Genomic DNA, 26,105 nt, shown 5'->3' with positions numbered 1-26,105 from the left:
ATGAACGCTACCCGCAGCAACTGTAGCGGCGCGAAGCAGTACCGCGGAAAGAATGGCAGCAGGACTCAATCTTGCGAACAAACCTGCGTCTGCAAACTGGATGAGGCCGAGCTAACTATAGATTATACCATTCCTGAATTGATTCACTCAATTGAACTTGTGCAACGCCAGGTACGGATACAGTGGTCCCACTATTCACAGGAGAGGAGCACCCCGCTCGCGGAGGGGAGTTGAGGGGAATCTGCGGATTAGAACCTATGGATGTGCTATGTGTGTCAACGAACAGACCGGCATCTGCAACTGCCGGAAACTGGCACCTGACGCGTACTGAACAAGTACCGCCCATCTTTCAATGAAACCAAATAAAGGAGAAGAACATGGCACAGGATACCTCAAAGAATGAGAATGCGGCGAACGATACTCGGGAAGCTGCGGAGAATATGACTCAGCATGCGGGCGATGCGGCCCGGCGTGTAGGCCGGGCAGCGAAATCGGCAGGTCAGGAAGTCGGATCGGTGGCAAGGGACGAATTTGCAAAACTGAGAGCTGACCTGGATGATCTCATTTCCCGCATTCCCAATCTGTCAGACGTTGACCTGGAAGAAGCCAAGGAAAAACTTATGGCAAAAATTGCTGACACTCGCGAGGCTGCCCACGACCTGGCGGAGGATGCCCAAGAACAATTCGACTATGCCGTCGAGTGCTCGAAGGAGTGCATACGTGACCACCCTCTTCAATCGGTTGGCTACGCGGCCGGGATCGGCCTGATAATCGGCCTGTTGCTGGCCCGTCGTTAAGCTACGCGTTCCGCTACTTAACCCGAGATGAACCGCCATGTTTGAGACCATTAAAAAAGCGAAAGAAATTGGAGCTCTTATCCTGGAACGCCTCAGCGAATACCTTGAGCTGGTAAAAATATCCGTGGAGATTCAGGGGAAGAATTTCAAGCGACGGTTGATCGGCTACGTCGTGATAGGGTTTCTCTCCGTCTTGAGTCTGGTGTTCGCAGGAGTTGCGGTGATCGTTACTTTCTGGGACACCCCCTATCGCGTGGTCTCCGCCTGGGGGGTTGTCGCTTTCTATGCCTTGACTGCCTTTGTAGTTTATTTCACAACCCCCGGTCAGACAGATTCTGTTTCAGCTTTTGATACCGTGCGTGATGAACTGCAGCAGGATATCAAGCTGATGAAGGATATTGTATGAGCACCTCACTGGAATATGAAAAAAAGGCGCTGTTGGAGCGGATGAACGCCACCCGCAGGGAATATCGATCCAGATATGGACATGAGGATGAGCGAACGGAGGCGACGGACGACGATGTTTTTCCGCGCAGCCGAACATTCAGGTTCATAGCGCGCCACCCCTACTCTATCTCACTGGGTCTGTTAGTCGTGTTGTCCACAGTACCCTCCAGATCGTTGAGCAAAGCGGTAAAAAGCGGCATTGCCCTGTCCTCCGGCGTCCTGGGCAGCAGCGCGAGAACCCTGCTGATGCGTGAGGTTCTGCCGGCGGTGATAAGGTCGCTGAATTCCCGCGGGCGGATGTAACTTCGAGTGTGGAAGCAATAGAAGCACCGTCATTTAAAAAGCACAGGAAAAATTGTCATGGAGAAAGGTTTTTCAGTTTTCTCGGGAGAATTATGATGGGGAAATATTTTATTGCCTGGCTTCTGGGTGTGCCTGCGTTTGTTTTAATCATCGTTTACTTTTTGATGAATTAGGCGAGCCAATCCCAATCCATACGGTCGCGCGGAGTTTTCTGCTCCCTCCGCCCCCTGCGTGCAATCGCAACCGCAATTCAGTGGAGTTGATTTGAAAAGTCGCTATATATCAGGAAGCATTAGCATCGCGTTTATAATCGTTGCTTTCGGCCTTCCGGCCTTGGTCTTCGCGGAAGTTTCCGCGGAACGAAAACCGGATGTGCGTGAAGTTGTCACGCCGCCCTGGGAACTGTACGACACCGATGAAGATGGGTACATAACCATGAGGGAGGCCGCGGTGCAGAAAATGTCTCCCCAGGTTTTCCACAGTCTTGATATCGACCGGGATGGCAGACTGAACAGGAATGAGTTCACCAAAGTGCCTCCCATGCGGGAGAAGTGAGCAGCGGTCTTTTGATATTCCCTGTGAAAAATCGGGCGGAGCATTGAAAACTCGAGGCGGTGGAATAGGTGTAACACCTGTATTTCCGCTACAATTCTCCCGATGATTTCAACAGATGCAGTTGTTCCCGCAGTTGATGCGAAAGGGGAGCCTGACACTCGCACAGCCACCGGCAACATCTTCCTGGTCGGGATGATGGGCGCCGGAAAAACGACGGTGGGCAGACTCCTCTCCCATTTCCTGGAAAAAACCTTTTACGACTCGGATCGGGAAATACAGAAACGAACGGGTGTCAGCATTCCCACGATCTTCGAGATCGAAGGAGAAGCCGGCTTTCGCAGGCGCGAAACCGAGATATTGTCCGAACTCATGAATGCAAGGAATATCATTCTGGCGACGGGAGGCGGAGCCGTATTGAGCGGAGCAAACCGGACAATGCTGAAGCACGGCGGCACCGTGATATATCTGCGAACGTCCATCGACGATTTATGGCGCCGCACCCGGCATGACAAGAACCGTCCGCTGCTGCAAACCTCCGACCCCCGCGCAAGACTGGCTGAACTGTTTGTGCAGCGTGACCCGTTATACCGGGAGACAGCGCATATCGTGGTTGAGAGCGGGAAACGAAGCCCTCGGCATCTGGCTCAATCGCTGGCACAACAGCTGACGATCTCATCCCGTACCGGATAAAATAAAAAGCGGTTGGAAGGTTCTGTTCGTTTCCCTTCCGCCGATTGGGAAATCGCTACTCGGCTAAGGGTGGCCTGTCCGGGAACAGCACATCGGTAAAACCGAACGTGCGAAAATCAGTAATCCGCATCGGGTAGAGAATCCCCTGCAAGTGATCGCATTCGTGTTGCACCACCCGGGCGTGAAATCCCTCCACCGTCCGGTCTATGCGGTTACCATATTGGTCCGAACCCTCATAACGTATTCTGGCATACCGGGGGACCATCCCGCGCATGCCGGGAACGCTGAGGCAGCCTTCCCAATCCTGCTCCATATATTCCGTGAGAGGGGTCAGTACCGGATTTGCCAGCACCGTGTAGGGTACCTCCTCCGCATCTGGATAGCGCGGATTACTCTTCACCCCGAAAATGACAACCTGCAGGCCGATCCCGATCTGCGGTGCAGCCAGGCCGGCGCCTTCCAGCGCCTCCATCGTATCATGCATGTCTCGAAGCAATGTTTCGAACTCAGGGGTGCTGAAATTCTCCACCTTCCGAGCCACTTCCAGTAAGCGGGGATCGCCCATTTTGAGGACAGGTTTAATCGGCATCGAGCGTTACCACCCATTCGAGAATATTTCTGACCCTGACCATCGTTTTTTCCAGAACGGCATGCGCCTCATCCAGGCGGATGAGATGAGCACTGCTTTTACGGCCGGCCGCATAATTTGCGACTACTCCCATGGTTGCATAGCACAGGCCCAACTCCTTGGCAAGCGCGGCCTCGGGCATACCCGTCATTCCAACCATGTCAACCCCATCCCGCTCCAGCCGGTTGATTTCAGCCGCAGTTTCGAGTCGCGGCCCCTGGGTTGCCCCATAAACCCCTCCGTCAAGCACCTTTTCGCCGGCACATCCTGCTGCTTCCAGGAGACGCTTGCGGGTCAAAGGACAATAGGGCTCGGTGAAATCGATGTAGGTCACTGACCGGTCCTTGCCATCGTAATAGGTGTACTTGCGACTGTGGGTATAGTCGATGATCTGGTCGGGAATCACCACCGTGCCCGGTGCGAGATCAGGACGGATTCCACCTACCGAAGCAACCGCTATCACCCTCGTCAGATTCACCGACTGCAATGCCCACAGATTGGCGCGGTAATTCACCTCGTGAGGGGGAATCGTATGGCCATATCCATGACGCGCCAGAAAAACGACCGTATTGTTACGTATCTTGCCAAAAGTCAGAGGACCTGATGGTTCCCCATAAGGGGTCGTTACAACTTTCTGATGGGAAATTTCAAGACACTCAAGCTGGGCCATTCCGGTCCCGCCAATAATTGCAAGCATATCTCTGGATTTTACCTCACTCTTTCAAGGCATAGATGGCGGGCAAATTGCGCCAGGCGCCATATATATCCATGCCGAAGCCGAAGACGTAGCGGTTCGGCACCACAAGACCCACAAAATCCGCCCTGATCGGCTTGGGGCTGGCAATATCCTTATCGGCGAAAACGGCGCTATAAAATGCTGCTGCGCCGTGGCTCATCACCCATTCACGTATGGCGGCGAGCGTAATTCCTTCATCAAGGATATCATCCACCACCAGTACGACCCGGTCTTGCACATTCTCGCCCGGCGAGACTTTCCAGTCGATCCTGCCACCCCGCATTTTTTCAGCGTAACGGCTGACATGAAGATAATCGAAATTAAGCGGGAACTCCAGCAGGGGAAGCAGTTGCCCGGTAAACACGACCGCGCCTCCCATGATGCTCAGCACCAAAGGATAACGATGTGCCAGGACAGCCGTAATATCGACTGCCATACGCCTGACGGTTTCCACTACAGCATCAGCAGGAAATATCTGCTCTGCTTCTCTCAGAATTTTCTGTGCATCCTGGTATGGGAGCATCGGCACGGATAACCTGATGAAGAATGAGGAACAGGAAAAATTCGATCGGGCAGCGGATAGATGGCTAGACGCTGGTATGCGGGGTGCCTTTGGCGCATCTGGCATCGAGATACGCCGCAAACTCCTGCCCGACCTCCGGGTGCTGGAGCGCCAGCGCAATCGTGGCCTTGAGGTATCCTATCTTGCTCCCGCAATCGTAACGCGTTCCGCGAAATTCGTACGCCAGCGCCCGTTCTTCCCGCAGAAGCGATGCGATTCCATCGGTCAGTTGAATCTCCCCTCCGGCACCCGGTTGCACCCTTTCCAGATGCTCGAAGATCTTCGGGGTCAAAATATAGCGGCCCACGACACCCAGGGTGGAGGGTGCATTCTTCGGCTGAGGTTTTTCCACGATACCGGTAATGGGATGCAATCCATTCATTCCGGGGCCGCATTTCACGATGCCATAGTTTACCGTGTCTTCAGGCTCGATATTCTGTACGGCCAGAATCGAACAGCCATTCTCCTCGTACACCTTGCCCAACTGCCGCATGATCGGCTCATCTCCCACGAGCAAGTCGTCTGCCAGCAGCACGGCAAAAGGATCATTTCCGACCGCGGGACGCGCGCAAAGTATCGCATGGCCTAACCCAAGCGCTTCTGATTGGCGGATATAAATACAATGAATATTTTTAGGCAGAATGCTTCGCAACATTTCCAGCGTTTCATTTTTGCCACGTGCCTCCAACTCGCTTTCCATTTCGTACGCTTTGTCGAAATGGTCTTCAATGGCGCGCTTGTGACGGCCTGTTATGAAAATCATCTCCGTGATACCCGCTGCGATCGCCTCTTCGACCGCGTACTGAATCAGCGGCTTGTCTACAATCGGCATCATTTCCTTGGGACTTGCCTTCGTCGCGGGGAGAAAACGCGTGCCCATTCCTGCCACAGGAAAAACTGCTTTACGTATTTTTGGCATTAACCCACCCGTTCAAGAATCCGCCTGCGAAGCCTGCAACAATCGTATCAATTCCGCTTCGTCAAGAAGCGCCACTCCCAATTCAACCGCCTTGTCATACTTGCTGCCCGGGTCCGCGCCCGCGACGACGTAATCCGTTTTTTTGGACACACTGCCGGCAACCTTCCCTCCCATCGCTTCAATTTTCTCCCTGGCCTCCTCCCGGCTCATGGTCGGCAGGGTTCCCGTCAGCACAAAGATTCTGTCAGCAATTTTGCTGCGTGCGGGGCCTGCCTCCAGATGTGCAGAACCGGCTGCATGATCTGTTGTCTGTGTTCCCGCATCTTCTTTCCAGCGTATTCCCGCAGCGCGCAGTTGCTCTACAACCTCACGATTGTGCCTTTCGCCAAAAAAATCGGCAATGCTTTGGGCGACGACAGGGCCCACATCCGATACCTGCTGCAAAGTTTCCACGTCTGCGTCCATCAGGCGGTCGAGCCCTCCAAAATAGCGGGCTAGGTCCCTCGCAGTGGCCTCGCCTACGTTGCGAATACCCAGGGAATAGATGAATCGGGCCAGGATCGTGTCTTTGCTTTTTTCAATTTCGTTGATAATATTTCCCGCCGATTTTTCCCCCATCCGATCCAGCTCGGCGAGCGCGGCCAACCCCAGCTTATACAAGTCTGCGGGGGTTCGAATGATGGCATTGTCCACCAGGTGATCCACCAGCTTATCGCCCAGCCCGTGGATGTTCATGGCGCGACGCGAGGCAAAATGCAGAATTGCCTGTTTCCGTTGAGCGGGGCAAAACAATCCGCCCGTGCAGCGGGTCAGGGTTTCTCCGGGCAGTCGAATCGTCCTGGAGCCGCACACTGGACAGTGCTCAGGCATCACGAAAGGTTTCGCGTCCGACGGTCGGCTTTCTTTCTGAACTGCGACCACTTCCGGAATGACATCTCCCGCTCGCCGTACCGTTACCCGATCACCTATCATGACGTCCTTGCGCCGGATCTCATCTTCGTTATGCAAGGTCGCATTGGTGACGGTCGCGCCCCCGACGAATACGGGCTTGAGGCGCGCCACCGGGGTCAGCGCCCCCGTTCTGCCTACCTGCACATCGATTCCAAGCAATTCGGTCGCTGCCTCCTGTGCCGGGAACTTATGGGCGAGCGCGAATCGCGGAGCGCGCGATACAAAGCCGAGTTTTTCCTGATACTCCAATTCGTTGACCTTGTACACCGTACCATCGATGTCATAAGGCAATTGTTCGCGCAATCCACTTATTTCATGATGATACTCCAACAGACCGGCAACGCCGGTCACCGTCCTGCGTTCACGCATTACAGGAAAACGCAGTGACGAGAGATAGTCAAGCAAGTGGCTGTGTGTATCATGGGAAACATTTCCCCCTTCGGGCGCACCGATGCCATATGCGAAGAACCTCAGGCTGCGATTGGCAGTAATGCGGGGATCGAGCTGCCGCAGGGAACCTGCGGCAGCATTGCGCGGATTTATAAAGGTCTTTTCGTTCTTTTCACGCTGCTGCCGATTCAATCGCTCGAAATCCGCTTTCAACATCAATACCTCACCCCGGACTTCCAGAAATGCAGGAACTTCGGCGCTCCCGTCTGCCGCCTTCAGACCAAGAGGAATGCTGCGAATGGTTTTCAGGTTCAAAGTCACATCCTCTCCGATGTAACCATCTCCACGGGTGGCTCCCGAGACAAGCATGCCATTTTCATAGCAGAGGCTTATTGCCAGACCATCGAATTTCGGCTCTACTGCATACTCGACGTGAGTGATGCCGAGGGACTGGCGCACGCGTCGATCGAATGCCTCTACCTCACCCTCCGTGAATGCATTGCTCAGGGAAAGCATCGGGGTACGGTGAACGACCCGGGGAAACGCTTTGAGGGGAGGAATACCGACGCGCTGAGTGGGGGAGTCGGGCGTTATGAGTTGGGGATGACGTTGCTCAAGCTCCTCCAGTTCACGGAACAGCTTGTCGAAGTCCGCATCGGGAATCGTCGGGGTGTCCAGTTCGTAATAACGGATATTATGCAGTTCGATTGCATCGCGCAGTTCCCGCAGATGACGCGATATCTCGCTCAAGCGTTCACTCACCCAAACAGCCTCAGCGCTATCTGACCCCCCGGCGGGATATTGCGCGCCATCATCACGGATTGAATGCTGCTCAATTGCTGCTTGATTTTCCGGATGCCGCTATCGCTCAATGGCACGCGGTTGTCATCCACCATGAAACCCCCGAGTGCTTCGGAGAAAGTTTCAGCCAGATGCACCATCTGATTGAAAACGCGTTCACCATTGGCAACTCGCGGCACGTCAAGAAAAAACGTGATGCCACGAGTGGTGAGCGTTCGAATACTGTCGGGAAGAAAAGGAGGTGGCTCATAATTGCCCAGGGAAAACAAAACAACGTTGTTTTCGTCCCGGTAATGAAACATCCCCTCGTCCCCCAGTTTGAAGCCGCATGCTTCCGCCATGACGCGAATCTTGGCGCCGGTAAAAACGCTGTTATCCCTGCTGATGATATTGATACCGGCCATGACATCCACCTGGGTACAGAATTCATCGAGCATCAGGGCCCGGCTGTAGCTTTTATGTATGTCAGGACAATGGGCAGTTGCATTGACGCGGGCCGCAAAACTTTCCGCCATGTCGCGAAATTCACCCAGGCTCACTTCGCTCACAGGTCCTGCGCGATCAGCCAGTTGCAGGCAACCCTTCAGATTGACGTAGCTCGCTTTGCCCTCCCGGCTACGTGTATCCGCCGGGATTTCTTCCCAGGATGCATCTGCTTCCTGCTTCCCCATCCACCGCACCGGCTTGCTGAAATCAAATTTACGATCCAGCACGTCCGCCAGAGTTAAATCAGCGAACGGTGTCTCACGGGCGATCTCAACCACATAATCCACTGCGTCGGAGACACTGTCTCCTTCGACCGATCTTTCCTCATCGCCCGATGCGGCAACAGGTATACTGAATCTTTCATGAACAACGGCTCCTTCACGGCGAGAATCTTCATCGACCGATCTGCGGGCAGGCACAGTGAATGAAGCCGGTCCTTTAAACCGGGTGCGCTCAACCGCTTTCCCGGCCTTCGGCCTGGATGGAGGATGGAGAGCTGGATGGACGTTCGCTTTCTGGGCCGGTTCGGCTACTTCCGGGGAAGCACTTGAATGCGTACCGGGTTCGGCTTCAGGATCGTGCGGCTCGGCGCCGGTGCTGAGGCGAGGTTCTATTCTTTCCTCTCCTTTGGCAGATACACCCGCTCCCAGGAGTATATCCTCGTGCTCCCGGCTGAATGCCTGCTCTGCTTTCCGACGGTAGCGGCGTTGCTGCGTCCAGTTAAAAACGATTACCCCGAGCACCACGACGATGCCAATGCCGATCAGGCTGATTTGCAATTCACTTAGATTGCCCATGGTCGCTTCACGTTGCCAAGGCTGTATCGCCCAGTCTTACAGCCTCCTCCATTTCTACCGCCACCACGCGCGACACACCTTTCTCCTGCATGGTAACCCCTATTAATTGCTGCGCCATTTCCATGGTAATTTTGTTATGACTGATAAATACAAACTGGGTTTGACGCGACATCTTCCGCACAAGATTGCAGAAACGTTCAGTATTGCTGTCGTCCAGGGGAGCGTCCACCTCATCCAGCATACAAAATGGCGCCGGGTTGAGTTGAAACAGCGAGAATACAAACGCCAGCGCGGTCAGCGCCTTTTCGCCCCCGGATAACAAATGAATCGAACTGTTTTTCTTGCCAGGCGGTTGAGCGACAATCTGTATGCCTGCATCCAGAATTTCTTCACCTCTGAGCATCAGCTTCGCATGCCCACCCCCGAATATGGTAGGGAACATGTCGCCCAGATGATTATTCACCTTCTCGACCGTTTCGAGCAGTCGCTCACGGGTTTCACGATCTATGCGTCGTATTGCGTTCCTGAGTGTTTCCGACGCCTCTTCCAGGTCCTGAGCCTGTGAATCGAGATAGGTTTTTCGGGTCTGGCAAGACTGTAATTCATCGAGCGCCGCAGTATTGACCGGTCCCAACGCGGCGATATCGCCACGCAACCGGCTGACCTCGCTCTGCAATGCGGCAGGACGTGTCTTTCCCAGAGAATTTATCAATTCCTCTTCAGAGATTTCGCACCCCTGCAGTTGTTCGCCAAACTGATTCTCGGTAATTCTGGCCTCCTGCTCCTTGAGGCGCATATGGTTGATTGCCTCACGCAACGGATGCAATTTTTGTTCGGAAGCCATTCGCTCCTGCTCTATCTGCCGCAATTCCGCACCCAGGGCTTCCAGGGCATTACGCGCCTCCGCCAGTTTCTGTTCACGCTGCTCACGCAATTCCAGCCGTTCCTGCAGCATTCCTACCAGATGGCTTTCATCGAAACTGTCTTGCTCGACCTGCAATTTCTCCAACTGAACTCCGAGTTCACCGACACTCCGCTCGATTCCCCCGATAGTATTTTGCGCTTCCGCGATTTTGTGCTCGCAGGTTTTTTCATGAAAGGCAGCTTCCTGCATTTCCCTCGATGCATTCTGAGCAAGGTGGCGCTGAGTGACGAGTGACTCCTCAGCAGCCTCGCGCGCGCGTTGCTCCGTTCGCACCTGCTCCTGCAGGAATTTGATCCGCTCGCCATGCTCGACAAGCCTTGCTTCGGCGTCGCACTGACGGGAAGCTTCTGCCTCTGCATCCTGTTTGATTTCGGCCAGATCGCAATCGATCTGTTCGCGCCTCTGCTCGTTGCGTTCAGTTGCCTGGGTCAGCTTCAATGCCTGCATTTGCACATTATGATGCAATTGCTGAAGCTGTTCATTCTCATGACGCAGACTGGACAGGGATGACTCCAGATCGTAACACGTGTCTCCGGCGGTATCGAGCGCCGACTGCTCGACGTCGAGCTTCGCCCTCAGCGCTTCCATTTCCACTTCAATCTGCGCGATCTCCCGTTGCCGTGCAAGCACGCCATGCAATTGCGAGTCAGGGGAGTAAAAGGTGAGGCTATGGCAGGTAACCACACAGCCTTCCCGCGTCACCAGCATTTCACCAGGCGAGAGCAGGTTTCGCCGGGAAAGCGCTGCATCGAGGCTATCAATCGCAAATATGCCGCTCAGCCATTCATCCACTACAGATTTTACGCCCGTATCGCTGCAGGTCAGATAGGATCGCAATGCGACTCCTGCCCCCCCGTCTCTGGCAGGTTTGTCGCCCACCTCTTCAGCCTCTGCTACCTTTGCAGCCTTTGTAGTCTTTTGCAGCCTCATCCCTGCCGGCTCGAACAGCGCACACTTCCCTGGCGGGGGGTTGGCCCACTCGAGCGCCGCCTCCAACTGCGCCACCCGTGTACCATTCAAACGCTCGCGCAGCACAGCTTCAAGCGCATCTTCCCAACCCTTCTCGATCTGTATGCCTTGCCACAACCGCGGTAGAGAATCGAGCCGATGCCTTGCAAACCAGGCGTTCAGTCCTTCACTGCTTTCAAGACGTCCCTGCAGACGCTGTAGTGCGCTCAGCCGCGCCTCAGCCTGCACCATCTGCTGTTCCAGCACCTGTACGTTGCGCGCAAACTCGCGTTTGACTTCCTCAGCGTCAAGCAGCAGGTTTTCTGTTTGCGCAAACTCCTCCTGCTTTTGTTTCAGATCATGAGCAATTGCTTCCGTCTCCCGAGTCAGATCCGATAACTCCTCGATCTTTGATTCCGGCAAGGCGTCGCGCTCAACCAGCAATCGTTTGCGGCGTATTTCGAGTTGCTGAAGCGTCTTTTCAGCATGGGCATGATGACTTTTTTCAAGCTGCTGCGACTGCTCTGCCAGCAGCAGGTCGCGCTGCGTCCCGGCAAGCTTTTCCTGCCACGTGCGAAAGGTGGTCTCGGCCAGCGGCAATTTTTCATTCTCCACCGTGGCTTTCTGTTTACTTGCCTCGCTGCCCGATCGCGCCTGTTCGTACTCTTCGCGCCAGCGATTCAAGCTGTCCACCGCAGTATCGGCCTGCCTGGCATAATGCTCAAGCTGGTGCTTCATCGCGGCAATCTGTTGCGCGATGCGCTGATAATTTTCCCGCACGTGCTGTATCTGCTGTTCAGTGTACGCCACGTCGGCATTGGCCGCATACAGTTCGCCCTGAGCCTCATGCAAGAGATCGCTGGCCCCAAAATGGTCCGCGCGCTTTTCCTCAAGCTGTTTTTCGGCCCTGCGCAACGCCGCTGCCTCGGCTTCGTGAGTTATTTGCAGAGATTGAATTTCCTTTTCCGCCAGTGCCCGCTGTGATGCGGCTTCCTGTTTGCGGGCAAACCACAGGAGATTTTGCGCCTTGTCCAATCGACTCTGCAAGTCCTCGAACCGCCGGGCTATTTCCGCCTGCTGCCCAAGACGCACCAATTGCTTTTCCAGTTCCTGGCAAATATCATTTACGCGCAAAAGGTTTTCGCGGGTGTCCGCCAGACGCGATTCCGTCTCACGCCGCCGCTCCCGGTATCTGGAAATACCGGCTGCTTCCTCCAGAAATACACGGACCTCCTCCGGCTTGGCTTCGATGATGCGGGAAATCATTCCCTGCTCGATGATGGCGTAGCCGCGCCCCCCCAATCCGGTGCCAAGAAAAATATCGGCAATATCGCGACGCCGCACGTGAATATTATTGATGTAGTATGTGGATTCTCCGTCGCGCCTCAATATCCGCTTGATGCAAATCTCCGCATAACTCGACCACTGCCCTGCTGCCTTGCCCAGGCTGTTGTCAAACGCCAGTTCCACGCTGGCCCTGCCCACAGGCTTGCGGCTCGTGGAGCCGTTAAAAATGACGTCCTGCATCGATTCACCGCGTAGCGCGGAGGCCCTGGATTCACCCAGAACCCAGCGGACAGCGTCGATAACATTGGATTTCCCGCACCCATTGGGACCGACGACCCCCACCAGATCCCCTGGAAAGGGAATTTCCGTAGGATCAACAAAGGATTTGAAACCGGCGAGTTTGATGTGGGAGAGACGCAATTTGTCGTTTGCAAGCAGTTATAATGTGCAGCCGCAGAAGGTGATCTCCTGGATGAAGCTTCCGGTTCGGTAACATTTCAAATCATCCTGGGAAAAGCCTCCCAAGGGAACTCATTCTAACCGATTTTGACAGAGATAAGAGAATGCCCAGCAACCCCGGCAAAAACCTGGAAACCTTCCCCAATCCTGCTCAGGAACGGGACTACCATATCCATATGGAGATTCCCGAGTTTACCTGTTTGTGTCCCAAAACCGGACAGCCCGATTTCGCGACCCTGATTCTGGATTATATTCCTGACAAGAAGTGTGTCGAACTTAAAAGCCTCAAGCTCTATATCTGGTCTTTCCGCGACGAGAACGCTTTCCACGAAGCGGTGACAAACCGGATTGTCGATGACCTGGTTACAGCCCTGGAACCTCGTTATCTGCGTCTCGCGGCAAAATTCTACGTGCGCGGCGGCATTTTCACCACGGTCGTTGCAGACCACCGTCAATCCGGCTGGGCTCCCCTGCCCTCCGTAGACCTCCTCCGTTTCGATAGCCAGTCCTCCACCCGCGGATGAATCGCCCATCCGCATACCGTGCAGACCCTGTTCAGCAAGAACCTCTGTCCGCCATGCCAGCCCGCAGTCTTGCCTGATTTCTGCGCATGGCGCACAGCGCAGCCAGACCCAGCGCGAGAAGCGCCAGCGTAGCGGGCTCAGGGAGGATCGTTATTTCACTTGGGGGCGGGCCTTCCCCCTCCCCCGGATCGTTCCAGTTCCCGGTATCGCCATTTCCGCCACCCCAATCCTCATTTCCTCCGACTCCTCCACTTCCGCCGTTGCCTTCGCCCGTTCCACCATTCCCATTACCCTGATTGGGCCCGCCCCCCTCGGTTCCGCCTAGGTTGCCTTCACTACCATTATCCGGGTCAGAATTATTACTGCTTGGTGGAAACACGCCGCCCCCATCGCCATTCCCACCTGTACCTAGAGTGGCAGCGTCACGGCTTCCCCCTGCTCCACCTCCGCCACCGCCTCCTCCACCGATATAGGCGCCATCACCGGCATTGCCGTCGCGGGCATTTCTATTTCGAGCCATGATGGCGTTGGAGCCTCCCCCAGCCCTGCTCCCATTTCTATTCGCATTACCGCTTCCATCCGAACCACCCCCGAAGCCAATGCAGTCACCATCCCTTGGCTCCAGCCTGTTTCTCCGAACCCCTCGCAGTTGCGCGCATTCTTGCAGCGTATTTCTTACCCGAGCTACGTTGCCACTATAAGGATGTGGAGCAAACGGTGTGGTTTGTGAATTGCCTTCGGTGGACTGCCACTGTGCCTGCATGAACAGATCCGGAACGGCTAGCAGGTTTACCAGTCCTGCCTCATCATTGATGAAACCTGGAATATTGACGCCGGAAGCTTCATTCCCTCCGAGCAGAGGGAGATCTAAGCCGGTCGATGGAGAAGCAAAATCCTCGGACAGGGGAAGCATATCGAAATATCCCGCAGCCAATGGCAGAATGAAGTCCGGCGACCGGTTCCAGGACGGATGACTTGAATGTCCCCCTGTACCCCCTATACCCTCAGCACCATCCGCTTTCACCCTGAGCCGGGGGACATGGTATTCGAATTGAGGGGCGGCAGACGCGACGGATTCGGACTGAAATAATGCGATCGCATACGTATTTGCCGAAAGCGTAATCCCCGCACACATGCCCCACCGCCACACAGCATTCCTGATACTCATCATTCGATCTCCAATCCCATGTCCATTCTCACAATGCCCGCTTCGGCCTCGTATTCCGTTACTGCCAATTGGAGAGGCCGGCCGCAACAAGCCGGACGGGCAGGTGAATCGAATCTTAGCAACTCCCGCCGCCAAAACAATTGGACGTTGGTACACCGGGTGAAGAAAGCGGCGATAAAAGTGGGTGAACGGGGAAGTGGAGAACCAGGGCCTGTATTTCCTTCCCGGGCCAGTATATCCGTCAATGAACGGTGGATCTGGAAAATACGTTCAGGATAACCACGCCGGCAACGATGAGTGCGAGACCCAGGATAGCGGGACCATCGAGCGCTTGCCCGAGAAAGAGCCAGGCGACAAGTGATATGAGCACGATGCCGGCGCCAGACCAGATAGCGTATGCGATCCCCACAGACAGGGTGCGCAAGGCAAGGGAGAGAAAGAAGAAAGCAACAGCATAGCCTGCCACGACCACGATTGATGGCCAGAACTGCGTGAAACCATTACTCGCTTTCAGGGCTGAGGTTGCCACCACCTCGCTGACAATTGCAACAGACAGGAAAAACCATTGCATACCGGGAATCCTCAGGCAATTTCAGAAAAGCGCAATGAGGACAATCAATCCCGATGCGCGGTGTGTGCGCAATCATACCGACTTGTTATGGAGTCCCCGCTAGCATCCCCGACGGTGTTGGCGGTTGCAGGTTCAAGGCACGCGGAGTCCACGGGCGGCAGCGTGGACGCTATTCTAAAATAGAACAAAAAGTCTTTTTATTTCCCGATCTTTTAGCGCATTATTTCTTATACGCTCTGGCGAGCAAAGAGCCAGCGCGAACCAAACAAAGCAGTAGAAAGGCTAAATGTCATACCCTGTTCTCGGTTGAATATCAAAAAAGGGGGAAACCGTGCGTTATCTGAATACCATCGCAGTCATGTTGTTTTTTACCTCAACTGTCCATGCTGCGGTAACGGAGGATGCCTATATCGCTGGTTACGCTGCGGGTGTCCTGAAACATGGCTTTGGAATGGAGATTCCGACTCTGGTGGTGAAAGATGGCATCATTACTGTAAGTGAGGATAAACTGAAATCCGAGAATCGCGCGCAGGTTGTTCAGGCACTGTTGAAAATCCCGGGTGTGACCGGAGTAACCATAGCGGAAGAAAGTATCAGCAGAATTGCGGAACGCGAGGCATTCAAGCCTATTCAGCACCCTTCCGCCACCTCTCGGGAGCCTGGAGCGGCAACGACCGAAACCGAAGCAGGCATACCCGCAGCGGGTCCCACCGTTCTGGCAACCGGAATGCTGCCCGAAGGGCATTTATTCAAGCCCTTACTGGCCGATCCGCGATGGGCACATTTCTCCGCCGCATATCGCAACTATGTCGGAAACAACATTGACGGAAACAACAATGGCTCCGTCAGCTTTGGCGAAACCATTCCGTTCTACCGCGCGAATTTCGGACAATCCACGGTGCAGTGGGAAGCAGGTCTTCAAGCAGCTGTCTTCAGCGATTTCAATCTGGGCGCGCCTTCGACTGATCTCATCAATAGCGATTTCATAGCATCCGCTTATGGAAGCGTGCGGGCAGGCCACTTTTCTGCTTTCGGCCGTGTCTATCATCAAAGTTCTCATCTTGGAGATGAATTGTTACTGCGCAGGTTAACCAACCTGGAGCGGATAAACCTCAGCTATGAGGGAGCCGATCTTAGGCTGTCGTATGAACTTCCGTACGGGCTGAGGGTTTACGGGGGCGGGGGTGGAATCTTCCACAAGGAACCCTCGAGCATCAAGCCCTGGTCGATCCAGTATGGCGTCGAATTCCGAAGCCCATGGCGGATCGCATTTTTACCGCTGCGGCCGATTGTGGCGGTTGACCTCAAGAATCATCAGCAGAACGACTGGAACGCCGATGTATCCGCCCGGGCGGGCGTTCAACTGGATCACTTCCGGGCATTCGGCCGCAACCTTCAGTTCCTGGTTGAGTATTTTCACGGAAACTCCCCGACGGGCCAGTTTTTCAGACAGCGGGTAGACTATCTCGGTATTGGAGCGCACTATCATTTCTGACCCTCATTACTGTAAAGAAACCGGGAAGGGTAAAGCGCTATACTGGGCATGTCTGAGCCTTCTGTCCCTTTTGTCCCCTCTGTCCTGGCATGCCCAACACCATCGTCCGCAATTACTCTCGCCAGACTTTTGATGCGCTAATCCGGCACGGTTTCCACCCGGTCCTGGCCCGTGTCTATTCTGCACGCGGTATCGAAGAGCCACGCCAACTTGAGATCGATTGGTCCCGACTGATCCCCTTTGCACACCTGAAGAATGCAACTGTGATGGCGCGATTTCTGGCCGAGGCGATTGCCCTTCGCAAGCGCCTGCTGATCGTGGCTGATTACGACTCGGACGGCGCCACGGCTTGTGCCGTAGGAATACGCGCATTGAGGAAATTCGGTGCCCAGGTCGACTACCTCGTCCCCAATCGCTTCGAGTACGGCTATGGTCTTACCCCGGAGATCGTACGCGTGGCTGCCGCGAGCGCTCATCGTCCGGATATTCTGATTACGGTCGATAATGGCATTGCCAGCGTGGAAGGCGTTGCCGAGGCCAATCGCCTTGGAATGCAGGTTCTCGTCACTGATCATCATCTTCCAGGCGATACGCTGCCTGAGGCGGTCGTCATCGTCAATCCCAACCAGCCCGGCTGTGATTTTCCCAGCAAGCACCTCTCCGGCGTGGGCGTCCTGTTCTATGTCATGCTCGCGCTGCGGGCTGAACTACGGGCAAAAGGCGTGTTTGCATCTCCGCGGCAGGAACCAAATCTGGGGAGTCTGCTGGATCTGGTTGCGCTGGGCACCGTGGCGGATGTCGTGAAGCTCGACGACAACAATCGGCTTCTGGTACAGCAGGGTTTGAAACGCATTCGTAAGGGAAGCGGATGCGCGGGCATCAACGCTCTGATCAACGTTGCGCGGCGGGATTTCAGGCAAACTTCCACCTACGAGCTGGGTTTCATGATTGGACCGAGACTGAACGCGGCAGGACGGCTGGACGATATGTCCCTGGGCATCGAGTGCCTCATTACCGATGACCCCACGCGCGCTGCCCAGCTTGCGCTGCAACTGGACACATTCAACCGCAAGCGGCAGGAAATTGAATCCGGCATGCGGGATAGTGCCCTGCACATGCTGGAGAATATCTTTTCTGGTAGCAGTGGTTTGCAGGACTCGGCCACGCTGCGGTCATCGGATATGCCCCAAGGGGCAGGCCTCTCCCAATCGAATGATTCCGCGCGAGAGGCGCCGAACGCGTACGCCTTGACCCTGTTCGATCCCGGCTGGCACCAAGGGGTAATCGGCATACTGGCGTCGCGCATAAAGGATAAATTTCATCGCCCGGTTATCGCATTTGCACCGGGGGGCCAGGATGAGCTGAAAGGGTCGGGGCGGTCCATACCGGGCTTCCACTTGAGAGATGCGCTGGATCGGGTTTCCAAACGCTGTGCCGGGCTTTTGCTCAAATTCGGTGGTCATTCCGCGGCAGCTGGCCTGACCATACGTACATGCGATTTCGAAAAATTCTGCGATGCCTTCGAACAGACTGCCCGGGAATTGCTGGGGCCGGCGGATCTCAGGCGGGTCATCGAAACCGACGGCGACCTGGATGAATCCGAAATAACTCTGGAACTGGCTGAACATCTCATGCGGCAGACATGGGGACAGGGATTCCCGCAACCTGCATTTCACAGCCGCTTTCATGTGGAAGACCAGCGTGTCGTCGGACAAAAACACCTTAAATTAAAATTAAGAAAGGCGCGGGCCGAAACCGGAAACGGCCAGCCGGAGAAATCATTCTTTCTTTATGACGCCATACTGTTCCTCCATGACACCCCTCTTCCCGGGGTAATAGACGCCGTTTACCGGTTGCAGGTAAATGACTTCAAGGGTGACGCTTCCCTGCAATTTGTCCTGGAGCATTGGTCAGAAGCAACCATGATGTAATCAAGAATCCTCGGTCATTCTGCGCGCCCGCGTTTACAGCATGTCCACTCCATGACTGACATATAATATTTGACCGGCCAGCATAATGCGCGAGCCGGTCAACTCCCGTTGGGGTGGCTGTCCAGTTCCTGTTTGATTACAATCCACCGATTTTTTGCGCCCCGGCGCTCACCCAACTGTCACCTGCTGTCACTTGTTAAAACCACCTGGCTCAAATTAAAACAGAATGGCATTCAATCTGACCATTCCCTCATCCGGATCGACTATTCGCTACGGTCACTTTGACGGATCTTCCGACTCGCTTGCCCTCGCCCAACTGGCACTGGAGGCGAAAGCAAAGCCCGTTGCCATTATTACGGCGAGCGCTTTGGCCGCCCAACGGCTGCTGGAGGAAATACCTTTTTTTGCACCAGCGCTGAAAACCCGGCTGCTGCCGGATTGGGAAACGTTGCCCTACGATACTTTTTCGCCCCATCAGGACCTCGTTTCCGAAAGACTGGCCACGCTCTACCAGCTCATGAATGGCGCCTGCGACATATTGATCGTTCCCGTCACCACGGCTCTGTACCGCATGCCGCCGCCCGAATACCTTGCGGCACATACTTTTTTTCTCGCTCGCGGCGAAACCCTTGACCTGAACGCGTTGCGCGGCCAGATGACCCTGGCTGGCTACAGCCACGTTACCCAGGTACTTTCACCTGGGGAATACAGCATACGCGGCGGGCTGATCGACCTGTTTCCGATGGGAAGCCCGTTGCCCTATCGGATCGACCTGCTCGATAACGAAATCGAAACCATCCGTACCTTTGACGTCGATACCCAGAGAAGCGTTTATCCCGTCACCGAGATACGATTACTGCCCGCGCGCGAATTTCCTCTCGATGAGGAAGGCCGAACCCGCTTTCGAGGCAAATTCCGTGAAAAATTCGAGGGAGATCCTTCCAGGAGCCTGATTTACAAGGACATCAGCAAGGGTGGCAGTCCCGCGGGCATCGAGTACTACCTGCCTCTTTTTTTTGAGCACACTGCTACACTGTTCGATTATCTACCGCAAACGACGCTGTTGTGCCTGCATCATGAACTATATCAAACGGTAGAGAGTTTCTGGCATGACACTCAGGCGCGGTATCAGCTTCTGCGGGGCGACAGTGACCGGCCGCTGCTGAAACCCGCAGAGTTGTTCCTTACCACGGAAGCATTCTTCGGCGCGCTGAAGCCCTATTCCCGAATTGAGATTCCGTCGGAAGAACAGGCGAGGAAAACCGGTGGAGTCGAAGTGCAAGGTTTCAGCACTCCTTTGTCCCCGCTCCAGGTCGATCGCCGCGCCGTGAATCCGGCAGAGAAGCTTTCTGCCTTTATTGCCGAATTCGCATCCTCCGAAGGTGGAAGAACGCTGCTCCTTGCCGAAAGTCTGGGCAGGCGTGAGTTGATTGCTGATCATTTGAAGCAATACAGGCTCAATCCGGACATATGCGACAACTATGCGCAATTTCGCGCAAGCGCTAAACCCTTTATGCTCGGTGTGGGGCCGTTGCACAATGGCTTCATATACCGGGCGGAAGGAATAGCCTTTGTAACCGAGAGCGAGCTCTATGCAAGACATTTGCACGGCCGGAGTGAACGGGATTCGCGCAAAACCAGTGCGATTGCCGATGCCGTTCTGCGCGATCTGTCCGAGATCAAGGCGGGCGATCCGGTCGTACATGAGCAACACGGCATAGGCCGTTATCTCGGACTCGTCAGTATGGATCTGGGAGAGGGCGAAACGGAGTTTCTGTCGCTGGAATACGCCGGCGGCGACAAGCTGTACGTACCTGTCTCGCAACTGCATCTTATCGGCCGATACAGCGGCGCTTCACCGGAATCCGCACCCCTGCACAAGCTGGGCAGCGGCCAGTGGGATAAGGCAAAGCGCAAGGCGATGCAACAGGTACGGGATACGGCGGCGGAACTGCTCAACATCTATGCCCAGCGTGCTGCCCGCGTTGGTCACGCATTTCGCCTGAAAGAGCAGGATTACGAGGCCTTCGTCGAAGGGTTCGGATTCGAGGAAACGCCGGATCAGGCGACCGCCATCGCTGCGGTAATCGACGACCTGACCTCTGCGCGGCCCATGGACAGGCTCATCTGTGGGGATGTGGGTTTTGGCAAAACGGAGGTGGCGCTAAGGGCTGCTTTTGTCGCTGTCGCGGATGGCAGGCAGGTCGCGGTACTGGTCCCTACCACGCTGCTGGCGGAACAGCATTTCCAGAATTTTTCGGATCGTTTCGGTCTGATTGCCGAGGAATGGCCGGTTAAAATTGCCGAGCTGTCGCGTTTCCGTTCAGGCAAGGAGCAGGCTCAAGCGCTGGCGGGCTTGGCGGACGGGCAGATAGACATCGTGATCGGTACGCATAAGCTGATCCAGAAAGGTGTCAGATTCAAGAACCTTGGGCTGGTCATTATCGACGAGGAGCACCGCTTTGGTGTGCGCCACAAGGAGCAGTTGAAAAACCTCCGCTCTGAAGTGGATATCCTGACGCTTACCGCCACGCCTATTCCGCGCACCCTGGCCATGTCATTGGAGGGACTGCGTGATTTCTCGGTCATTGCAACGGCACCGCAACGGCGGCTGGCCATCAAAACCTTTATAAACCGTTTTTCCGAGGGAATCATTCGCGAGGCCTGTCTGCGGGAGTTGAAGCGGGGGGGGCAGATATACTTTCTACATAACGAGGTGAGTACCATCCAGACGATGCATGACAAGCTCGCCCGCCTGCTGCCCGAAGCGCGAATAGGCATCGCCCACGGACAGATGCGGGAACGCGAGCTGGAACATGTGATGAAAGATTTCTACCAGCAGCGGTTCAATCTGCTGCTCTGTACAACGATCATCGAAACCGGCATCGATGTGCCTACTGCCAATACCATTATCATCCATCGTGCGGATAAATTCGGGCTGGCGCAACTGCATCAACTGCGTGGGCGGGTAGGACGCTCGCATCATCAGGCGTACGCCTACCTGCTGGTACCGGAGGAGGAGGCATTGGGGGCTCAGGCCAGAAAGCGTCTGGAAGCTATTCAATCCATGGAAGAGCTCGGGGCCGGCTTCTATCTCGCCATGCATGATCTCGAGATTCGCGGCGCCGGTGAAGTCCTCGGAGAGTCCCAAAGCGGCGAGATGCAGGAAATCGGCTTCAGCCTTTATGCCAGCATGCTGGATGCGGCCGTGCGGTCACTGAAGGAAGGCAAGGAACCCGACATGCAGCATCCCCTTGGCGTTGCCACGGAAATCAACTTACATGTTCCCGCTTTGCTGCCTGAGGATTATTGCAGTGATATACATGAGCGACTGATCCTGTACAAACGCATGGCCAATTGCACTAGCGATGAGCAACTGGATGAAATGCAGATTGAATTGACGGACCGCTTCGGCCTGTTACCGGATCCGGTCAAGGCATTGCTCGATTGCCACCGTTTACGTATCGCTGCAGCGCCGCTGGGAATCATCCGTGTTGAGGCAAGCAGCGAATCCATTCAGGTTCAATTTATGCCTAATCCCCCCGTGGATGCGGCAAAGATTGTCGCCCTTCTTCAGCGCAGTCGCGACTACCAGCTTTCCGGACCTGATCGATTGAAAATAAAAACGTGTATCGTGGGGGTGAGAGAACGGGTTGCGCGGATAATAGACTTGTTTACCGAATTGAGCACGTAGGATAGGGTGGAAAGTGACGCATTCTCAGTGGTGGAGGCGGGAACGGGATATATCGAATGGTGCATCGTTCCCGGGGGCATTGATTTAGCGATCTGCAGCCCTTATTTCAATCGCTGTTTTTCGGAATAATGCTGCTGAATTTTTGACAGTATTTGTCCGTTAAGTAACCTTTATCCGGAACTCCGTCCAATGGCCCTTCTAAAGAGCATTAAGAGCAAACTCGTGGTGTTCGCCACCATGGCTACGCTGATCCCGTCGCTGGGACTCGGATTATTGACATTCAGGCAGAGTGAAGCGCAGATCAACGCCAACGTCACGCGCGAGCTTCGCGCTCTCACGGATTATGCGGGCCGGGAAATAGAATTCTGGCTGGACAGGCGCGTACATGAAGCGCACGTTACCGCAGCATCCGGGGCTGTCATCGAAGCATTATCCGCGTCTTATCAGCGCCGCACGGATATGTCAGCCAAATATCCGGGAGCCCTCGCGCATTACCTGCAGTCTGTTCAGGGAAAGCTCGATGCGATACGGGAATTGACCGTGATGAACGCATCCGGAAAAATTATCGCCAGCAGTGCCGAAAAACCCGCGGGAGCAACGCTCCCCAATGAGTGGCCGCAAAACTCGGTCACGGAAGGCCTTGTGATCGCGCCTCCTCACTGGAACGAGCAGTACAACACTGCGACGCTCAGCATCGCGGTCCCGGTATTGTCATACGACAACGTATTGATGGGCGCCCTGGTAGCCGTGCTTGACCTGCGCAACCTGCAACCCCATTTGAAGAGTTCCGCAATATCGCCGCCCGGCGAAGTACTTCTGCTGGATTCAGCGGGTCGGATTCTCATCGGCACCCAGACAGAGGGGGGTACACTAGTTCAACTCGATACTCCACTGTTGCGGGATCTTCTCGCACGCCCTGGCGAGTCCCTGGTCTTTGAGGGATTGACACATCGTGAAGTAATAGGTCTGGCCAATGTATCCCGTGAATTCCCCCTTACCATTCTGGCGGAACGCGACCGGGCCGCGGTCTATGGCGCCTGGATCGAGTTGCGCAATATGTTCTTGATACTGGTCGGCACACTGGTTTTGATAGTAGCCGCAGCAGCATTCGAGATGGGTCGCTCGATCGTCGTGCCGCTGCAGCGTCTTATGCGTGCGGCGGACCGGATTGCAGATGGCGACCTGGAAGTGCGGCTCTCTGCGACACGGAACGATGAGATCGGTCATCTCACGAAGGTATTTGATCAGATGGCAGACAGATTACGCCGAAACCATGCCGAAATCATGGCTGCGCATGAAGCCATGCAACAACAAAACCAGGTGCTTGAAACACTCTCGATTACCGATAGCCTCACCGGCCTCTATAATCGCAACAAGCTCGATGCCATCCTGACCGATCAACTCGCCCGATTCAAACGCACGCACCGTCCCTTTGCACTGCTAATGCTGGATATCGACCACTTCAAGACACTCAATGACACATATGGCCATATTACCGGCGATAAAATCCTGGCCAAAGTTGCACAAATACTTCTCCAGTCGATTCGCAGTATTGATTATGCGGCGCGCTATGGCGGCGATGAGTTCATCATCATCCTGGTCGAGACTTACATCGACCAGGCTGTCAAAACCGCTGAGCGCATCCGCGCGCATGTGGAAAACCTGACCTACGGAGCTGGAAAATCGGCGATATCAATCACGGTGAGTATCGGAGTCGTGGAGTGCCAACCCAACGACAGCACAACGACAGCTGTATTCTCCCGCGCCGACAATGCACTTTATGAGGCTAAGCGCGCAGGCCGCAATCAGGCATATTTCTCCCGCTAAATCTTATTTGGCAACCATTTCGCTCCCAGGGAGCACCCGCGCCTCCACCAACGTACTGAATATCCATCCCGAGCGGCCATCGGCGGTGAGAACTTGCAACCATTCTCCTCTATAGGCCTCCGCCGTCATTATCGACTCTTTTTTCAACACCCCTAGAATCGGAGCCTTCAGCCCCGGTTTTTCACGCAACTTACTGCTGACACTGGCACGCAGCGGAATGGGTACCTGGAACAGGACGGTGACGTGGTGTGGGTCCGAAGCTTTGCGCTCGCGGTTGTTTCTCATCATGTTGATGAATTCGCGTGCCTGAGAGGCGTAATCCATTGCGGCGGCATAATTGTCTACTGCATATGCGATAGCCGCCGCGTCCAGCAAGCGCTGGGCCTGGGTTTGCAGAATCAGTTCAGAATCCGTAAAGGAGGAAGACTTCAGGTTTTTCATGACCATTTCAACCTCTGCAATGGTAGAGGCAGCGGCAGGACGGGTGGCAAGCCGCCTGAGCCTGACTTGAGCATGTGCGGCGCGGTTGCTGGTTTCCTGCAACGTCTTCTGCTGATCCTGCTGCCGCACTTCCTGACTGCGAATATAGACCTCTTTCTCTGCCAGCAGCTTCTGCAGGCGTTGAATTTCCTGCTGCTGCGCCTCCCTTTCTGCCCGCAGATTGCTGCAGCCGAACTCAAACTGTGCCATTTCACGGGTGAGAGGAAAACTTCCTGTGGCCTCGGGTGCGGGCGAATGCACTTTCTGGATATGGCTGCACGCCGCGATATTCATACCAATAAGCACGAATACGACTCGAGCGGATATTTTCTCCGGCCACATTTTCAGATATCTGTAAAGCCTGAGGGCCTGTCTGAGTAATTGCACGATTTTTCAACTCCGATTCTTATATAGAAATACTTTGGGATGATTATTATTACCCGAGGTCAGGCGCACGTCTGAAAGAACCGATTGTGCGGTCTCCGGTTTTAACACGTGCCCGATGATCGCTCGAAACTGGAAAAACTGATATCAGGATTAGGATTATATAACCCTGAAAAGCAGGCTTCTTCGAGAATCAGCCCGGGTTCACATCATTGTTCGAGGGATGGCAAGCGGATCAGGATAGGGAGAGAATGCTTATGGAAGTTATTGGAGATTGATGGCAAAATGCTGGGTTTGTGAGAAATATCCGCTTCCGCTAAAAACACTCGCTTCTTTCAAGCTTTACAGGCGGTAACTGATTGACTTTGATTGCCGCCACCCGCGTACAGGGGCAAGGCTCTAACTGCTCCACGCCCATTCGCAGGAAATGCCCCTGGCCACTGCCGAACAGAGTTCCTTCGGCTTTCCTTGCACGGCTGTTGGACATTCTTGACAATAAATTGGAACAACAAACATGAACCTCATCATACAAGGACTCGAAATCCAGAACAGCGATTTAAGGGAACTGGCGAAACTGGTCGACGCAAACCATATCGAACGTATCACGGATCAAGCCTTCCGGCTTAAAAGTGCAGCCCGGCGGGAGGAAGTGGCCGCATATTGTGCTGAAGCCGGCCTTGATTTTGCTTTCGTCGACCCATCGGCGCGATTATCCGATTTCGGGCTGGTTGCAATGGATATGGATTCGACCCTGCTCGCGATCGAATCCATTGATGAGATCGCGGATATGCAGGGCGTAAAGGCGCAGGTCGCGGAAATTACCCAGAGGACCATGCGCGGAGAAATCGTCTTTGCCGAAAGCCTGCGGCTCCGAACTGCATTGCTGGAGGGACTGGATGAAGACGCCCTGCAGCGGGTATATGACGAACGGGTTCGATTGAGCCCGGGAGCGGAAAAGATGCTGCAACGCATGAAATCAGCTGGTCTCAAAACCATGGTCATTTCCGGTGGTTTCACTTTTTTTACCGACCGAGTAAAAACCAGACTGGATCTCGATTATGCCGCAGCCAATCGTTTTGAGGTCTCAAACGGCAAACTGACAGGCAAGGTATTGGGAGATATCATCGGGGCGACCGGAAAAGGGGAAGTGCTGAAAAAAGTGCGCGAAGAACTGGGACTGAAGCGGGAACAGGTCATTGCCATCGGCGATGGAGCCAATGATCTCAAAATGATGGAAGAAGCGGGCGTCAGTATTGCGTATCATGCAAAACCCGTTGTGCAAGCGAAAGCTACTTACTCGCTCAACCATGTCGGCCTTGATGGCGTCATTAATCTGTTTGAGTGATGGCA

General features: G+C 54.7%; 21 protein-coding genes. 11 read left to right on the top strand and 10 right to left on the bottom strand.

What is annotated here, in order from left to right; translation table 11 throughout:
• Positions 1–377: 377 nt before the first annotated feature.
• From C8R21_RS05505 to C8R21_RS05485, 5 genes are all read left to right on the top strand, one after another.
• A complete protein-coding gene (locus tag C8R21_RS05505) occupies positions 378–797 on the top strand; it encodes a DUF883 family protein (protein WP_107761801.1) in 420 nt (139 codons plus the stop codon).
• Between the two features lie 37 nt (positions 798–834).
• Positions 835–1,203 carry a phage holin family protein gene (locus C8R21_RS05500; protein ID WP_107761800.1) on the top strand — a complete coding sequence of 123 codons (369 nt, stop codon included), beginning with the start codon at positions 835–837 and terminating at the stop codon, positions 1,201–1,203.
• Positions 1,200–1,547 carry a hypothetical protein gene (locus C8R21_RS05495; protein WP_107761799.1) on the top strand — a complete coding sequence of 116 codons (348 nt, stop codon included), beginning with the start codon at positions 1,200–1,202 and terminating at the stop codon, positions 1,545–1,547. The genes C8R21_RS05500 and C8R21_RS05495 overlap by 4 nt, the downstream gene beginning before the upstream one ends.
• A gap of 264 nt (positions 1,548–1,811) precedes the next feature.
• Complete coding sequence (locus C8R21_RS05490; protein WP_146162447.1) at positions 1,812–2,102, top strand: EF-hand domain-containing protein; 291 nt, start codon at positions 1,812–1,814, stop codon at positions 2,100–2,102.
• A gap of 102 nt (positions 2,103–2,204) precedes the next feature.
• Positions 2,205–2,792, top strand: coding sequence for a shikimate kinase (locus C8R21_RS05485; protein WP_181258862.1), 588 nt, complete (start codon positions 2,205–2,207; stop codon positions 2,790–2,792).
• Positions 2,793–2,847: 55 nt separating this feature from the next.
• Here C8R21_RS05485 and def read toward each other — a convergent pair whose 3' ends face one another.
• From def to smc, 7 genes are all read right to left on the bottom strand, one after another.
• Complete coding sequence (gene def / locus C8R21_RS05480) at positions 2,848–3,381, bottom strand: peptide deformylase (RefSeq protein WP_107761797.1); 534 nt, start codon at positions 3,379–3,381, stop codon at positions 2,848–2,850.
• The gene (locus C8R21_RS05475; protein WP_107761796.1) at positions 3,371–4,117 is read right to left on the bottom strand and encodes an S-methyl-5'-thioinosine phosphorylase; all 747 of its coding nucleotides are present in this window, start codon (positions 4,115–4,117) and stop codon (positions 3,371–3,373) included. The genes def and C8R21_RS05475 overlap by 11 nt, the downstream gene beginning before the upstream one ends.
• Positions 4,118–4,133: 16 nt before the next feature.
• Entirely contained in the window at positions 4,134–4,679 is a 546-nt protein-coding gene (locus C8R21_RS05470; protein ID WP_107761795.1) for a hypoxanthine-guanine phosphoribosyltransferase, read from the bottom strand.
• Positions 4,680–4,743: 64 nt separating this feature from the next.
• Positions 4,744–5,637, bottom strand: coding sequence for a UTP--glucose-1-phosphate uridylyltransferase GalU (gene galU / locus C8R21_RS05465; protein ID WP_107761794.1), 894 nt, complete (start codon positions 5,635–5,637; stop codon positions 4,744–4,746).
• Between the two features lie 12 nt (positions 5,638–5,649).
• Entirely contained in the window at positions 5,650–7,740 is a 2,091-nt protein-coding gene (ligA, locus tag C8R21_RS05460) for an NAD-dependent DNA ligase LigA (protein WP_107761793.1), read from the bottom strand.
• Positions 7,737–9,062, bottom strand: coding sequence for a cell division protein ZipA C-terminal FtsZ-binding domain-containing protein (locus C8R21_RS05455; RefSeq protein WP_107761792.1), 1,326 nt, complete (start codon positions 9,060–9,062; stop codon positions 7,737–7,739). The genes ligA and C8R21_RS05455 overlap by 4 nt, the downstream gene beginning before the upstream one ends.
• Before the next feature lie 7 nt (positions 9,063–9,069).
• The gene (gene smc / locus C8R21_RS05450; protein WP_107761791.1) at positions 9,070–12,642 is read right to left on the bottom strand and encodes a chromosome segregation protein SMC; all 3,573 of its coding nucleotides are present in this window, start codon (positions 12,640–12,642) and stop codon (positions 9,070–9,072) included.
• 143 nt (positions 12,643–12,785) lie between these two features.
• Here smc and queF point away from each other — a divergent pair, with 143 nt between their 5' ends.
• Positions 12,786–13,205: a preQ(1) synthase gene (gene queF, locus C8R21_RS05445; RefSeq protein WP_107761790.1), complete on the top strand. Its 420-nt coding sequence runs from the start codon at positions 12,786–12,788 to the stop codon at positions 13,203–13,205.
• Between the two features lie 31 nt (positions 13,206–13,236).
• On the opposite strand, the gene C8R21_RS05440 is transcribed toward queF, so the two are convergent.
• Positions 13,237–14,376, bottom strand: coding sequence for a PEP-CTERM sorting domain-containing protein (locus C8R21_RS05440; protein WP_107761789.1), 1,140 nt, complete (start codon positions 14,374–14,376; stop codon positions 13,237–13,239).
• Between the two features lie 238 nt (positions 14,377–14,614).
• Positions 14,615–14,944 carry a DMT family transporter gene (locus tag C8R21_RS05435; RefSeq protein WP_107761788.1) on the bottom strand — a complete coding sequence of 110 codons (330 nt, stop codon included), beginning with the start codon at positions 14,942–14,944 and terminating at the stop codon, positions 14,615–14,617.
• Between the two features lie 331 nt (positions 14,945–15,275).
• Here C8R21_RS05435 and C8R21_RS05430 point away from each other — a divergent pair, with 331 nt between their 5' ends.
• The 4 genes from C8R21_RS05430 to C8R21_RS05415 all read left to right on the top strand — a co-directional run bounded on the left by C8R21_RS05430 (position 15,276) and on the right by C8R21_RS05415 (position 23,891).
• A complete protein-coding gene (locus tag C8R21_RS05430; RefSeq protein WP_107761787.1) occupies positions 15,276–16,439 on the top strand; it encodes a DUF1207 domain-containing protein in 1,164 nt (387 codons plus the stop codon).
• Between the two features lie 89 nt (positions 16,440–16,528).
• A complete protein-coding gene (gene recJ / locus C8R21_RS05425) occupies positions 16,529–18,370 on the top strand; it encodes a single-stranded-DNA-specific exonuclease RecJ (protein ID WP_107761786.1) in 1,842 nt (613 codons plus the stop codon).
• Between the two features lie 226 nt (positions 18,371–18,596).
• On the top strand, positions 18,597–22,064 hold the full coding sequence (mfd, locus tag C8R21_RS05420) for a transcription-repair coupling factor (RefSeq protein ID WP_107761785.1): 3,468 nt from the start codon (positions 18,597–18,599) through the stop codon (positions 22,062–22,064).
• 189 nt (positions 22,065–22,253) lie between these two features.
• Positions 22,254–23,891, top strand: a complete 1,638-nt coding sequence (locus tag C8R21_RS05415; RefSeq protein ID WP_258192271.1) for a sensor domain-containing diguanylate cyclase — start codon at positions 22,254–22,256, stop codon at positions 23,889–23,891.
• 3 nt (positions 23,892–23,894) lie between these two features.
• Here the strand turns inward: C8R21_RS05415 and C8R21_RS05410 are convergent, their stop codons facing one another.
• On the bottom strand, positions 23,895–24,758 hold the full coding sequence (locus C8R21_RS05410; RefSeq protein ID WP_107761784.1) for an SH3 domain-containing protein: 864 nt from the start codon (positions 24,756–24,758) through the stop codon (positions 23,895–23,897).
• A gap of 511 nt (positions 24,759–25,269) precedes the next feature.
• On the opposite strand from C8R21_RS05410, the gene serB reads away from it, so the two are divergent.
• Positions 25,270–26,100, top strand: coding sequence for a phosphoserine phosphatase SerB (gene serB, locus C8R21_RS05405; protein ID WP_107761783.1), 831 nt, complete (start codon positions 25,270–25,272; stop codon positions 26,098–26,100).
• The last annotated feature ends 5 nt before the right edge of the window (positions 26,101–26,105 follow it).

The organism is Nitrosospira multiformis (genome assembly GCF_003050865.1).
GTDB lineage: Bacteria > Pseudomonadota > Gammaproteobacteria > Burkholderiales > Nitrosomonadaceae > Nitrosospira > Nitrosospira multiformis_E.
This window is presented reverse-complemented; position numbering and strand designations above follow the sequence as displayed.

What these genes read in the sequence shown, in the direction of transcription:
- C8R21_RS05505 (WP_107761801.1), top strand. Translation starts at nt 378, where the DNA reads ATGGCACAGGATACCTCAAAGAATGAGAATGCGGCGAACGATACTCGG.
- C8R21_RS05500 (WP_107761800.1), top strand. Translation starts at nt 835, where the DNA reads ATGTTTGAGACCATTAAAAAAGCGAAAGAAATTGGAGCTCTTATCCTG.
- C8R21_RS05495 (WP_107761799.1), top strand. Translation starts at nt 1,200, where the DNA reads ATGAGCACCTCACTGGAATATGAAAAAAAGGCGCTGTTGGAGCGGATG.
- C8R21_RS05485 (WP_181258862.1), top strand. Translation starts at nt 2,205, where the DNA reads ATGATTTCAACAGATGCAGTTGTTCCCGCAGTTGATGCGAAAGGGGAG.
- def (WP_107761797.1), bottom strand. Translation starts at nt 3,381, where the DNA reads ATGCCGATTAAACCTGTCCTCAAAATGGGCGATCCCCGCTTACTGGAA.
- C8R21_RS05475 (WP_107761796.1), bottom strand. Translation starts at nt 4,117, where the DNA reads ATGCTTGCAATTATTGGCGGGACCGGAATGGCCCAGCTTGAGTGTCTT.
- C8R21_RS05470 (WP_107761795.1), bottom strand. Translation starts at nt 4,679, where the DNA reads ATGCTCCCATACCAGGATGCACAGAAAATTCTGAGAGAAGCAGAGCAG.
- galU (WP_107761794.1), bottom strand. Translation starts at nt 5,637, where the DNA reads ATGCCAAAAATACGTAAAGCAGTTTTTCCTGTGGCAGGAATGGGCACG.
- C8R21_RS05455 (WP_107761792.1), bottom strand. Translation starts at nt 9,062, where the DNA reads ATGGGCAATCTAAGTGAATTGCAAATCAGCCTGATCGGCATTGGCATC.
- queF (WP_107761790.1), top strand. Translation starts at nt 12,786, where the DNA reads ATGCCCAGCAACCCCGGCAAAAACCTGGAAACCTTCCCCAATCCTGCT.
- C8R21_RS05440 (WP_107761789.1), bottom strand. Translation starts at nt 14,376, where the DNA reads ATGATGAGTATCAGGAATGCTGTGTGGCGGTGGGGCATGTGTGCGGGG.
- C8R21_RS05435 (WP_107761788.1), bottom strand. Translation starts at nt 14,944, where the DNA reads ATGCAATGGTTTTTCCTGTCTGTTGCAATTGTCAGCGAGGTGGTGGCA.
- recJ (WP_107761786.1), top strand. Translation starts at nt 16,529, where the DNA reads ATGCCCAACACCATCGTCCGCAATTACTCTCGCCAGACTTTTGATGCG.
- mfd (WP_107761785.1), top strand. Translation starts at nt 18,597, where the DNA reads ATGGCATTCAATCTGACCATTCCCTCATCCGGATCGACTATTCGCTAC.
- C8R21_RS05415 (WP_258192271.1), top strand. Translation starts at nt 22,254, where the DNA reads ATGGCCCTTCTAAAGAGCATTAAGAGCAAACTCGTGGTGTTCGCCACC.
- serB (WP_107761783.1), top strand. Translation starts at nt 25,270, where the DNA reads ATGAACCTCATCATACAAGGACTCGAAATCCAGAACAGCGATTTAAGG.